The sequence below is a fragment of the Streptococcus sp. 'caviae' genome (assembly GCF_001937065.1).
GTDB lineage: Bacteria > Bacillota > Bacilli > Lactobacillales > Streptococcaceae > Streptococcus.
This window is the reverse complement of record NZ_MOWR01000004.1, coordinates 1-12,215: the sequence shown is the minus strand read 5'-3', so window position 1 is coordinate 12,215 and position 12,215 is coordinate 1. Positions and strand designations below refer to the sequence as shown.

Here is a 12,215-nt window from a genome sequence, read left to right as displayed (position 1 = left end):
CAACACCTATTCTTTATCCTCTGTATAGGCTGGCAAAAAAGTCTCCATCAAAAAGGAGGTATCATAGTCACCAGCAATAACATTTGCATTAGAAATTAAATCAAGCTGGAATTCAGCATTCGTCACAACACCATTCACTTCAAACTCATAGAGAGCACGCTGCATTTTCATCAGAGCATCAAAGCGATTTTCACCGTGAACGATAATTTTGGCAATCATGCTGTCATAGTAAGGCGGAATGGTGTAGTTATTATACATGGCGCTGTCCACGCGCAGGCCGACCCCTCCGCTCGGCAGGAAGAGCTCGCTAACCTTGCCCGGACTGGGAGCAAAATTAAATTTAGGATTTTCAGCATTAATCCGGCATTCAATCGCGTGGCCGGAAATCTGAATGTCTTCCTGCTCATAAGCCAATTCCTGACCTGCAGCAATCCGAATCTGCTCCTTCACAATATCAACACCGGTAACGAATTCGGTCACCGGATGTTCAACCTGAACACGCGTATTCATTTCCATGAAATAAAACTGTCCCGACGCTTCATCCAAAAGGAATTCAATGGTGCCGGCGTTCTCATATTCGACAGCCTTTGCCGCCCGAACAGCAGCATCTCCCATTTTACCGCGCAAAGTCTTACCGATTGCAATAGAAGGACTTTCTTCCAGAACTTTTTGATTATTACGCTGAAGAGAACAATCGCGCTCTCCCAGGTGAATAACATGACCGAAAGAATCTCCCAAAATCTGCACTTCAATGTGGCGAGCCGGGTAGATAACCTTTTCCAAGTACATGGCACCATTGCCAAAGGCTGCCAAGGCTTCCTGAGAAGCCGATTCAAAGGCCGCTGTCAGGTCTTCTTTTTTATCAACCTTACGAATGCCCTTGCCGCCGCCGCCGGCAGAGGCCTTCAGCATAACCGGATAGCCAATTTTATCGGCAATTTTCAAGGCCTCCTCGGCCGTAAAAACCTCACCGTCAGAACCTGGAATAACAGGCACTTCAGCCTTTATCATTTCAGCACGCGCATTAATTTTATCTCCCATTTTGTCCATAACAGCAGCTGCTGGACCGATAAATTTAATCCGCATCTCTTCACACATGGTTGCAAACTTAGAATTTTCACTTAAAAAACCAAAACCTGGATGAATGGCTTCAGCACCAGTTACAATGGCTGCCGACAAAACAGCATTCATATTAAGATAAGAATCTGTTGATTTAGCCGGTCCAATACACACAGCCTCATCTGCTAAGAGGGTGTGAAGCGAATCTTTATCTGCTTCCGAATAGACTGCAACAGTCGCAATTCCTAATTCTCTGGCTGCGCGGATAATACGCACAGCAATTTCACCACGATTGGCAATCAAAATTTTCTTAAACATGATGATGCATTTCTCCTAAGGTTTTAATTTGTTAATTCCCCAATGCAAAAGTCAACGTTCCGCTTGCAGCCAGTTTTCCGTCTACTTCTGCTTTTGCTTCAACTACAGCAATCGTCCCGCGGCGCTTAACAAACTTAGCCGTCATGACGAGCTGATCGCCGGGAACCACCTGCTTTTTAAACTTCACCTTGTCCATACCTGCGTAAAAAACAAGTTTTCCCTTGTTCTCTTCTTTTGACAGCTCAAGGACACCTGCAGTCTGTGCCAAGGCTTCCATAATCAGAACACCCGGCATCACAGGATATTGAGGAAAATGACCGTTGAAAAAGGGCTCATTGATGGTCACATTCTTAATCGCAACAATTTCATCATCACTGACTTCAAGAACGCGATCAACTAATAACATAGGGTAACGGTGAGGAAGAGCCTCACGAATTTTATTAATATCAATCATTTGATGCGTACCAGTCCTTTTCCAAATTCAACCACTTCTTCATTGGCTACTAAAATTTCTGTGACTGTGCCGTCTTTTGGCGCCGGTACTTCATTCATCACTTTCATAGCCTCAATGATAAGCAGCGTCTGTCCCTTCTTGACTTGATCGCCAACAGAAACAAAGGCTGGTTTGTCAGGAGCTGGTGCAAGATAAGCTACACCAACTAAGGGACTTTCAACAATATCGCCTTCAGCAGCAGTCACTGCTGGTTGGTCAGCAAGGGATGCTGAAACTTCTGCTGCTGTTTGAGGCTGAGGAGCTGGGACTGAAACCGCAGCGGCCGGAACAGCTGCTTCAACCGCAGCTGCAGCAGGAACTGCCGCAGCTGACTCATTTTTGCTGAAAACAAGAGCTTCACCGTTATTATTATAGGAAAATTCACGCAGGCTGGAACTGTCAAACTGACTCATCAAATCTTTGATTTCTGAAATATTCATGAATTAAGCCTCCCAGCGTTTGAAAGCAAGAACAGCATTGTGCCCGCCAAATCCAAAGGTGTTGGAAATTGCATAGTCAACCGCTGTCTCACGGCCTTCACCCATAATAACATCAGCTTCAATATCTTCTGATACTTCCTTAGTGCCGGCTGTCATAGGCAGGTAGTTGTGGCGTATTGCTTCAATGGTTGCAATCGCTTCTACGGCACCAGCTGCACCCAGAAGGTGGCCTGTGAAAGACTTCGTAGATGATACTGGAACATCTTTGCCTAAAACCGCAACAATGGCCTGACTTTCACCTTTTTCATTGGCTTGGGTTGATGTTCCGTGAGCATTGACATAACCGACCTGCTCAGGTTCAATGCCAGCTTCTTGAATAGCTAGCTTCATCGCTTTAGCGGCACCAGAACCGTCAGGTCTTGGTGTTGTCATATGGTAGGCATCACAGTTGCTGCCATATCCGACAACCTCAGCCAAAATAGCTGCACCGCGTTCTTGGGCATGCTTCAAACTTTCAAGAACAAGCACGCCTGCCCCTTCTCCCATGACAAAGCCATTGCGATCCTTGTCAAACGGAATAGCGGAACGAGCTGGATCTTCTGTGGTAGACAGAGCTGTAAGAGCATTGAAACCACCGATACCGATTTGGGTAATAGAAGCTTCTGAACCGCCAGCTAAGACAACATCCTGAAAACCGTATTTAATTTCACGGAAGGCTTCTCCGATAGCATCATTGGCTGATGCACAGGCAGTTGTAATAGACTTACATACCCCTTGAGCACCGATCTTAAGAGCAATGTTGCCGGCACCCATATTTGACAGAGCTTTAGGAATAAACATAGGTTTAATGCGTTTCATACCGCGTTCATGCATGCGAATGATTTGATCTTCTAATTCCTGCAGACCGCCAATACCTGATGATACGATGACACCGACACGGTCGCGAATTGTTTTCGCCATATCAAGCGCAGCATTTTCCAAAGCTTCCATAGCAGCATAGATGGCATAAAGAGAATAGTCATCCATTCTATTTCTGTCTTTTTTCACAAAATACTTGTCAAATGGGAAATCTTGGATTTCTCCGGCATTGAAAACCGGAATTTCTGAAGCATCAAATTTAGTAATGGGTTTGATCCCAATTTTTCCGTCATGAAGACTGTTCCAAAATTCTTCTGGCGTATGTCCTATTGGTGAAGTAACGCCGTAACCAGTTACGACAACTCTTTGTAATGTCATGTTGTTCTCCTTTATTGAGGGAAATTTAGTTAGCTTATCAATTACGATTGCATGGTCATGCCGCCGTCAATGGCAATAACCTGACCTGTCAGATAATCCTGCTGAGCCAAAAAGAGGGCAACTTCAGCTACATTGTCAGTTGTTCCAAATCTTTTCATCGGAATTTGATTCAGCATGGCATCTTTCATTTTATCAGGAATGCGGTCTGTCATGTCAGACTCAATAAAGCCCGGCGCGATTGCATTGACACGCACATTTCTTGCTGCTGCTTCACGGGCAACAGATTTTGTAAAACCAATCAAACCAGCCTTGGAAGCTGCATAATTAGCCTGACCGACATTGCCGGCAAGTCCGACAACACTGGACATATTGATGATGGCACCCTGACGGGCCTTGGTCATCGGTTTCAAAACAGATTTTGTCATATTAAAGCTGCCCGTTAAATTGACTTTCAGAACTTTTTCAAAGTCCTCTTCTGTCATTTTCAGCATCAGCTTATCATTGGTAATACCTGCATTATTAACCAAGATATCAACACTGCCCAGTGCTTCGACCGCTTCATCAACCATACGTTTGGCATCGTCAAAATGCGATACATCTCCTGAAACAGCAGCGACAGCAACTCCGTAATCCTTGAATTCAGCTATTAATTCTTCCGAAATCTCTGAACGCCCGTTCAAGACAACATTGGCTCCGGCTTGGGCAAATTTATGCGCAATCGCCAGCCCGATACCTCGAGTTGAGCCTGTAATAAACACATTTTTATTCTTAATTTCCATTTCTGTAGTTACCTTTCTAATTTTCCAAAAGGGCTTGCAGACTTGATAAGTCTTCAACAGCTGAGACTTTAGCAGCCTTATCAATTTTTTTCATAAAGCCGCTTAAGACCTTACCGGGACCGACTTCAATGTAGCGATCCACGCCAAACTCCTGCATAACCGCAATAGAGTCATAAAAACGCACAGGCTCTTTAACCTGACGGGCAAGTAAGCTTTTGATCTCATCTTTTTGCATGATTTCAGCTTTAGTATTGCCGACTAAGGGAAGGTCAAAATCAGAAAAATCAACAGTTTCTAAAACTTCTGCCAATTTTTGACTGGCCGGCTCTAACAGTGCCGTATGGAAAGGTCCGGAAACCTTAAGAGGAATCAGCCGCTTGCTGCCGGCTTCCTTCAGCAGTTCTACAGCATAGTCAACCGCAGCAGCCTCACCGCCGATAACAATCTGAGCCGGTGTATTGTAATTAGCCGGCGTCACAATGCCTTTAGTGCTTGCCTGCCGGCACACATCTTCAATCACTCGGGGGTCAGTATTCATGACAGCAACCATCTTTCCAGTACCTGCCGGTGCCGCTGTCTCCATGAATTCCCCGCGCTTAGCGACTAAACTCAGCGCATCTTCAAAAGAAATGGCTCCGGCCGCAACCAGCGCTGAATATTCTCCCAGAGAAAGTCCAGCTACGATGTCAGGCTGGCAGCCCTTTTCTTTTAGAAGGCGATAGATGGCTACCGAGGTTGTTAAAATAGCAGGCTGCGTATAACGTGTTTGATTCAGCTTTTCTTCCTCATTATCGATCAAAGCACGCACATCATAGCCTAAAACTGATTCAGCCGTTTGAAAAGTCTCTTTGACGACTGGATAAACTTCATATAAATCCCTTGCCATGCCAAGTTTTTGAGCGCCCTGACCGGCAAATAAAAATGCAGTTTTAGTCATAACTAAGATATCAAAGTCGGCTGGAAAGCAAGAGAAATAAGCCCTTCTAGGAACTGCAATTTCCAAAGCCGCTGCATTGCAGTACAGCTAAGGTTCAGGCAGCTGTGCTTTTTTCAGCTCTCCGGCCGGATTTAATTCCTTTCTATGTTGTCTTTTACTATTATCACTAGTAAGGATTATTTCACATCTGCCCAACGTGCTGCTTCAGCTTTAATTACTTCTGCTGCTCCGTAGTATAGATCTTTTAAGATTTCTTCACAGGTTTCTTCTTTGGTCACAAAACCTGCAATTTGTCCCGCCATAACAGAACCATTATCCACATCTCCGTCAACAACGGCATTGCGCAGAGCGCCGGCTCCCAGCTCTTCAATTTCCTGAGCTGATTTTTTACCAGCTAAGAAATCTTTTTCGGCCTGACCGTATTCAGAAGACAGTTTATTCTTGATCGCACGGACCGGATGGCCAACCACTGAAGCGGATACAACGGTGTCAATATCTTTGGCTTTTAAAATCTTATTTTTAAAGTTTTGATGGGCATTGGATTCTTTAGCAACGACAAAGCGTGTCCCTACCTGAACAGCTTCAGCTCCCAGCATGAATACAGCTGCTGCCCCGCGTCCGTCAGCAACGCCGCCGGCCCCGATAACAGGAATATCAACAGCATCTGCAACTTGGCGCACCAGAGTCATCGTTGTTAATTTACCGATATGACCGCCGGCTTCCATACCTTCGGCAATCACAGCATCGGCACCCAATTTTTCCATACGTCTGGCAAGAGCCACGCTAGGCACAACCGGAATAACAGTAATACCTGCATCGTGGAAACGTTCCATATATTTACCTGGATTTCCGGCACCGGTTGTTACAACTTTAACACCTTCTTCAATAACCAGATCAACAATGTCATCTGCAAAAGGAGACAAAAGCATGATATTGACTCCGAAAGGCTTATCTGTAACAGCTTTAATCTTGTCAATATTAGCCTTGACAACTTCCTTAGGTGCGTTGCCGCCGCCAATAATGCCCAGACCGCCAGCTTTCGATACAGCCGCTGCCAGGTCACCATCAGCTACCCAAGCCATTCCTCCTTGAAAAATAGGATATTTTATATCTAATAATTCTGTAATACGCGTTTTCATTTTTATATAAACTTTCTAAGCTTTTCACTCAATAATTTGACAGTCAAACTATCACAATAAGAAGAAAGAATATTCTTATAAGAATACTCTCAAAAACTTACTTATTTTGTTTTTTCTTCAACAAAAGCAACTAAATCACCAACTGTTTGAAGACCTTCTTCAGATTCAATTTGAATATCAAATTCATCTTCGATTTCTGAAATGACTTGGAATACATCCAAAGAATCTGCATCAAGCTCATCAAAAGTTGTTTCTAATTTAACTTCTTCTGCGTCTTTTCCAAGTTCCTCAACGATAATTTCTTGTACTTTTTCAAATACTGCCATGTTTTTCTCCTTTATTTAAGAAATATTTTTTATATACTGTGCCAGGCACAAAATGTATAATTAGATTTTAACAATTAAACTGCCCCATGTCAAACCTCCGCCGAAGCCGCTGAGGAGGACAGTCTGCGAACCATCCAAAGTTATGGTTCCATTTTCGATACATTCAGCTAATAAGATGGGAATGCTGGCGGCACTGGTATTGCCATAGCTCATCATATTAGCAGGAAATTTTTCTCTGTCAGCATCAATTTTTTTAGCCATCTTATCCAGAATACGGATATTAGCCTGATGCAGCAGGAAGCAATCAATATCATCTACCGAGAAGCCCGACTGCTCAATCAAGGCTGAAATGCTTTTTGACACATCTCGAATAGCAAAATCAAAAATTGCCCGGCCGTCCATTTTCAAGTAGTAACTGTCTTCTTCAGCTTCCTGTGAAAATGGCGAGGAAATATTATGATAGCCTGAAGTCAGGCCGTCCCCTCGGCTGCCGTCAGAATGAATTGATTCGGCCAGAAAATGCTCCGAAGCGTCTGCTTCCAAAAGCACACCGCCGGCACCATCTCCAAAGAGAACGGCCGTCGTTCGATCTGTCCAATCAATTGTTTTAGACAGTACTTCCGCACCAATAACCAAGCCTTTTTGATACTGACCAGACTTGATTAGTTTTTCAGCCGTTGACAGAGCAAAAACAAAACCGCTGCAGGCCGCTGTCAGATCAAAAGCAAAGGCATTAACAGCACCAATAGCTGCCTGAACACGGGCGGCAGTGGAAGGCATCATCGAATTAGGAGTAATTGTAGCAACAATGATAAAATCTATCTCCTCTGCCTTTAATGCCGCCTTTTGCAAGAGCTGCTCAGCAACGCGACTGGCCAAATCACCAGTATCTTCAGTTTGACTGATACGGCGCTCTTTGATACCTGTCCGGCTGGCAATCCATTCATCGCTGGTATCCATTATTTTGGACAGGTCATCATTGGTCACAACCTGTGAAGGTACATAATATGCTGCTTGACTAATCTTTGCAAAAGCCATTAAACTAACCCCTCAAGAAATTGATGAAGGTTACTCAGCCCCTTCTCTAAAGCACCAAGCTCTGTCGTGTCCATGTCTTTCGTAATGCGGTTAACAACATTTTTATGAAATCTATTATGTAAACGATAAAGCAGTCTGCCTTTTTGTGTCAGAGTCAAATAAACAACACGCCTGTCTAACTGAGAACGTGTTCGCTCAATATAACCCTTTTTTTCAAGTTTATTTAAGCTGGTCGTGACAGTTCCCAAAGTTACCAGCAGCTCATGGGCAATGTCACTCGGTGTCACATTGGCATTTTTTCCAATAATATCTACCGTATGCATCTCTTTTAAAGATACATCTTTGAATTGACTCGTTTTCAAACTCATCTCTTCAATAATCATGATTTTATTAAAAATATCAACTAAGTAAGAATTAATTTGATTATAATCCAATCTGCCACCTCCTATACGAAAATAAACTTTGACTATCAAAGTTTATCAAAAGATTACTGAAATTGCAAGCTTAATTCAAAAATATTTTCTGCAAAAAAGAAAGGCACCTCAAGTAACTGTCTTGAGATACCTTCAGTTTATTATCAGGCTTTTTGCTATTATTTCCCTGTGAATTTTGGCCGCCGTTTTTCCGTATAAGCGCGGACACCTTCTTTAAAATCATCTGTAAAGGCAAGGGATTTTTGCAGATCTAATTCCAGCTTCGCATAGTCCTGCCAGCCGGCAAAAGAACTCTGCCACAGCATTTCCTTAATAGCTTTATAGGAATTGACTGACCCGCGTTTCAGACGAGTAATCAGGCGTCCTGTCATTTTTTCGAGTTTTTCTGATTCACAAACTTTATAGGCAACACCGTACTCTAATGCCTTATCCGCAGTCAGCGCTTCACCGGTCATGGCTAATTGTGTAGCACGGGTTATCCCGATTGCTCTGGTCAAGAGGAAAAGACCTCCGGCATCAGGAGCAAGCCCCACATTAACAAAGGCTTGAATAAAGCGAGTTTTGTCACTGGCAATACAAAAATCTGCTGCTACTGCCATATTAGCCGCAGCCCCGGCAACTGCACCATCTGTGCTCATCACAACAGGTTTAGGCAAACGTTTCAGAGAAAAGGAAATCTCATTAACCAGCTCGGCAATGCGAACAAGAGACTGAACATCGTCATCATCAACAGCTCTTTGCATCTCTACCAAGTCACCGCCTACTGAAAAGACTTTTCCATTCGCATTAATTAATAAAATTTGGACATTTTCATCTTCTGCAGCAGCAGAAATGGCTTGCAAAAGTTCCTCACAAATCGGAATATTAAAACCATTTGAAACCTCCGGACGGTTGAGGGTCAAAGTTGCTACGCCGTCCGTTACACTGTACAGAATTTCTTTAAAATCCATTTTCTCATTCTCCATCTCTAATTTTTAAATGTTTAAACGGCTGACACGAGCCGCTGTATCATTTCAAAATAGTTTGAATCTCAAACTTCTTAACTATTTCATTCTATCATAAAAACAAGCAGTTCTCAAAAAGAAAAAGTACTTTCTGATATCTTTGATTAAAAAGCATCATCAACCGCCTGTGTTAAACTGGCAACGAGCCGGCTGGCAGCTGTCTGGTTAAGACCAAATGTCCTGTCTTTGACAGCCCAAACTTCTATACCTGCAGCTACACCTGCAGCAATTCCCTTTTCACTGTCTTCAATAATTAAAATATCAGACTTGGGGATTTTTAAACGGCGCGCAGCCTCATTATAAATTTCCGGATTAGGTTTACTTTCGGGAAATTCCTCCCCTGATAAAACGAATTCAAAATAGGATAAAATATCTGTTTCGGTTAAAGCCAGCAAAATATCAGACTTAGTCGAACTGGAAGCCAAAGCAATTTTAACTTCCTGCTGATGAAGTCTTTCTAAAACATCTTTAACATCGGAAAAAATCAAATTTTTATAAGGCAGAGGATGGCTGCTTTTATAGTCAGTGTATTCTTTTTGCAGCTGTTCAATATCCCACTTATCATAATCACTTCCTAAAATCGGCCGCCATGCCTGTTTCATATTGCCGCCGATGAAAAATGCCGGCGGCAGATGCTTGATTGAAATCCCTTTGCTGTTTAAGAAAAGCTCACGCCGCCTGTAATAGAAATTTTCGGTATCAAAAAGAACACCATCCATATCAAAAATGATTGCCTTTACTGTCATGACATCCCCTTCCTTCAACCATTTTACCATAAAAACTGCTGACAAATTTTCTGAATTTTGCTATAATTTATATAATCTTATTGAAATTTGGAGAATATATGAAAGTCGTAAAATTTGGAGGAAGTTCGCTCGCCTCTGCTGCGCAGCTTGAAAAGGTTTTAAACATTGTAAAATCTGATGACAGCCGCCGTTTTGTTGTTGTTTCTGCCCCAGGCAAACGTGACGATCAAGATACAAAAGTAACGGATGCCCTGATTAAGTACTACAAATCTTATGTTTCAGAAAAAGATGTCACCGCGGATCAAACCTGGATTATCAACCGCTATCGTTCGATTATTGATGAACTCGGACTCGGACAGGGTATTCTGGAAAAAATTACCAAGGCCATTATTGATCTCGCTAATTTGCCTATTGACAATAATGATTTTCTCTATGACACTTTTTTAGCTGCCGGGGAGGACAATAACGCAAAACTGATTGCTGAATATTTCAGGAAAAATGATCTGCCTGCCCGCTATGTCCATCCAAAAAAAGCTGGTATTATTGTCACCAGTGAACCCGGAAATGCACGGATCCTTCCATCCAGCTATGATAAGCTGGAAGAGCTGTGCGACAGCGATGAAGTCTTGGTTATCCCTGGTTTCTTCGGTGTAACGGCTGATAATCAAGTTTGTACCTTTTCCCGAGGCGGTTCCGACATTACCGGTTCAATTGTGGCCGCCGGTGTTAAAGCTGATCTTTACGAAAATTTCACAGATGTTGATGGCATCTTTGCAGCACACCCGGGTGTGGTGCACAAGCCTCAGTCTATTTCCGAATTAACCTATCGGGAAATGCGTGAATTGGCCTATGCCGGTTTTTCAGTTCTGCATGATGAAGCGCTAATCCCAGCCTACCGCGGAAAAATTCCGCTGGTCATTAAAAACACAAATAATCCTGACCATCCAGGTACTAAAATTGTCCTGAAACACACCGGAGCTACCATTCCAGTTATTGGAATTTCCGGTGACGATGATTTTGTCAGCATTAACATTTCAAAATATCTGATGAACAGGGAAGTCGGATTTGGACGTAAAGTTCTGCAAATCTTAGAAGAATTAAATATTCGTTGGGAACATATTCCGACCGGTATCGATGATATGTCTATTATTCTTAGAGGCCGTGAACTGACACCCATCAAAGAACAGGAAATCATCTCACAATTGACCCGTAAACTCGAAGTTGACGAAGTGGAAATTGAGCGCGATCTTTCCATCATTATGATTGTCGGAGAAAACATGAAGAATCACATCGGTGTCACAGCTAAAGCCGCCGAAGCCTTTTCAAAGAAACACATTAATTTGGAAATGATTTCTCAGGGTTCCAGTGAAGTATCTGTCATGTTCGTTATTAAGACAGAGCAGGAAAAAGCAGCCGTTCGGGCGCTTTACCAAACTTTTTTTGAGACAGAATAACAAAGCAACAGCCAATAACATAAAAGAATGAGAGAAAACCGCTCTGAAAAGTGCTCAGGTTTCTCTCATTTTTTGATCTCTAACTTACAACATTGACCAAGGACGCACTTTAAGGTGCGGTGTTTAGTAAGGCTATACCGGAGCTTCCAATAACGTTACTTAAGCATCGGAAGCTTGTAAAAATTGATCTTTATTTAATATCTCTTATCCCGATATTCTAATACTGTTTAAAACTATCATAAAAAGACCAAAATAAATCATTCTGGTCTTTTATTTTCTAAAATAGAAATACTATCGGGAAGACAGGATTCGAACCTGCGACCCCTTGGTCCCAAACCAAGTGCTCTACCAAGCTGAGCTACTTCCCGTACCTTCCTCCTAAAAACAAGTCATCAGCCTCAAACCAATCACTCGCACATGCACCCTGCAGGATTCGAACCTGCAACCGCCTGATTCGTAGTCAGGTACTCTATCCAGTTGAGCCAAGGGTGCCTCTTCCTTATATCTCTTATGCCGAGGACCGGAATCGAACCGGTACGAAGGTCGCCCTTCGCAGGATTTTAAGTCCTGTGCGTCTGCCAGTTCCGCCACCCCGGCCTCTCTTAAAGCGAACGACGGGATTCGAACCCGCGACCCCCACCTTGGCAAGGTGATGTTCTACCACTGAACTACGTTCGCATAGCTTAATGCCGGCTACATGACTTGAACACGCGACCCTCTGATTACAAATCAGATGCTCTACCAACTGAGCTAAGCCGGCTTATCCTCTATGCGGGTGAAGGGACTTGAACCCCCACGCCCTCAAGCGCCAG

Annotated in this window: 13 protein-coding genes and 5 tRNA genes; 1 reads left to right on the top strand and 17 read right to left on the bottom strand. The window is 43.2% G+C overall.

Annotated elements, in window-relative coordinates:
* Positions 1 to 6: 6 nt before the first annotated feature.
* The 12 genes from BMI76_RS04925 to BMI76_RS04870 form a co-directional block, all read right to left on the bottom strand.
* On the bottom strand, positions 7 to 1,377 hold the full coding sequence (locus BMI76_RS04925) for an acetyl-CoA carboxylase biotin carboxylase subunit (protein ID WP_075346485.1): 1,371 nt from the start codon (positions 1,375 to 1,377) through the stop codon (positions 7 to 9).
* Positions 1,378 to 1,408: 31 nt separating this feature from the next.
* Positions 1,409 to 1,831 carry a 3-hydroxyacyl-ACP dehydratase FabZ gene (gene fabZ, locus BMI76_RS04920; protein ID WP_003087030.1) on the bottom strand — a complete coding sequence of 141 codons (423 nt, stop codon included), beginning with the start codon at positions 1,829 to 1,831 and terminating at the stop codon, positions 1,409 to 1,411.
* Positions 1,828 to 2,310, bottom strand: coding sequence for an acetyl-CoA carboxylase biotin carboxyl carrier protein (accB, locus tag BMI76_RS04915; RefSeq protein ID WP_075346484.1), 483 nt, complete (start codon positions 2,308 to 2,310; stop codon positions 1,828 to 1,830). Before accB ends, fabZ begins: the two co-directional genes overlap by 4 nt.
* 3 nt (positions 2,311 to 2,313) lie before the next feature.
* Positions 2,314 to 3,546 (bottom strand): beta-ketoacyl-ACP synthase II, encoded by a 1,233-nt coding sequence (fabF, locus tag BMI76_RS04910; RefSeq protein ID WP_075346483.1) that lies wholly within the window; start codon positions 3,544 to 3,546, stop codon positions 2,314 to 2,316.
* Between the two features lie 41 nt (positions 3,547 to 3,587).
* Positions 3,588 to 4,325: a 3-oxoacyl-[acyl-carrier-protein] reductase gene (gene fabG / locus BMI76_RS04905; RefSeq protein WP_075346482.1), complete on the bottom strand. Its 738-nt coding sequence runs from the start codon at positions 4,323 to 4,325 to the stop codon at positions 3,588 to 3,590.
* Between the two features lie 16 nt (positions 4,326 to 4,341).
* Positions 4,342 to 5,262, bottom strand: a complete 921-nt coding sequence (fabD, locus tag BMI76_RS04900) for an ACP S-malonyltransferase (RefSeq protein WP_075346677.1) — start codon at positions 5,260 to 5,262, stop codon at positions 4,342 to 4,344.
* 176 nt (positions 5,263 to 5,438) lie between these two features.
* On the bottom strand, positions 5,439 to 6,401 hold the full coding sequence (gene fabK, locus BMI76_RS04895; protein WP_075346481.1) for an enoyl-[acyl-carrier-protein] reductase FabK: 963 nt from the start codon (positions 6,399 to 6,401) through the stop codon (positions 5,439 to 5,441).
* 101 nt (positions 6,402 to 6,502) lie between these two features.
* Positions 6,503 to 6,727, bottom strand: a complete 225-nt coding sequence (locus tag BMI76_RS04890; RefSeq protein WP_003087018.1) for an acyl carrier protein — start codon at positions 6,725 to 6,727, stop codon at positions 6,503 to 6,505.
* A gap of 60 nt (positions 6,728 to 6,787) precedes the next feature.
* The gene (locus BMI76_RS04885) at positions 6,788 to 7,765 is read right to left on the bottom strand and encodes a beta-ketoacyl-ACP synthase III (protein WP_075346480.1); all 978 of its coding nucleotides are present in this window, start codon (positions 7,763 to 7,765) and stop codon (positions 6,788 to 6,790) included.
* Complete coding sequence (locus tag BMI76_RS04880) at positions 7,765 to 8,199, bottom strand: MarR family winged helix-turn-helix transcriptional regulator (RefSeq protein WP_075346479.1); 435 nt, start codon at positions 8,197 to 8,199, stop codon at positions 7,765 to 7,767. The genes BMI76_RS04885 and BMI76_RS04880 overlap by 1 nt, the downstream gene beginning before the upstream one ends.
* Before the next feature lie 158 nt (positions 8,200 to 8,357).
* A complete protein-coding gene (locus BMI76_RS04875; protein ID WP_075346478.1) occupies positions 8,358 to 9,149 on the bottom strand; it encodes an enoyl-CoA hydratase in 792 nt (263 codons plus the stop codon).
* Between the two features lie 158 nt (positions 9,150 to 9,307).
* Positions 9,308 to 9,949, bottom strand: a complete 642-nt coding sequence (locus tag BMI76_RS04870; RefSeq protein WP_075346477.1) for an HAD family phosphatase — start codon at positions 9,947 to 9,949, stop codon at positions 9,308 to 9,310.
* Between the two features lie 98 nt (positions 9,950 to 10,047).
* Here BMI76_RS04870 and BMI76_RS04865 point away from each other — a divergent pair, with 98 nt between their 5' ends.
* Positions 10,048 to 11,403, top strand: coding sequence for an aspartate kinase (locus tag BMI76_RS04865; RefSeq protein WP_075346476.1), 1,356 nt, complete (start codon positions 10,048 to 10,050; stop codon positions 11,401 to 11,403).
* Between the two features lie 294 nt (positions 11,404 to 11,697).
* On the opposite strand, the gene BMI76_RS04860 is transcribed toward BMI76_RS04865, so the two are convergent.
* The 5 genes from BMI76_RS04860 to BMI76_RS04840 all read right to left on the bottom strand — a co-directional run bounded on the left by BMI76_RS04860 (position 11,698) and on the right by BMI76_RS04840 (position 12,163).
* Positions 11,698 to 11,771 (bottom strand) — tRNA-Pro (locus BMI76_RS04860).
* Between the two features lie 50 nt (positions 11,772 to 11,821).
* Positions 11,822 to 11,895, bottom strand: a tRNA-Arg gene (locus tag BMI76_RS04855).
* A gap of 19 nt (positions 11,896 to 11,914) precedes the next feature.
* Positions 11,915 to 12,000, bottom strand: a tRNA-Leu gene (locus BMI76_RS04850).
* 9 nt (positions 12,001 to 12,009) lie between these two features.
* Positions 12,010 to 12,081 (bottom strand) — tRNA-Gly (locus BMI76_RS04845).
* 9 nt (positions 12,082 to 12,090) lie between these two features.
* A tRNA-Thr gene (locus tag BMI76_RS04840) sits at positions 12,091 to 12,163 on the bottom strand.
* Positions 12,164 to 12,215: the final 52 nt, after the last annotated feature.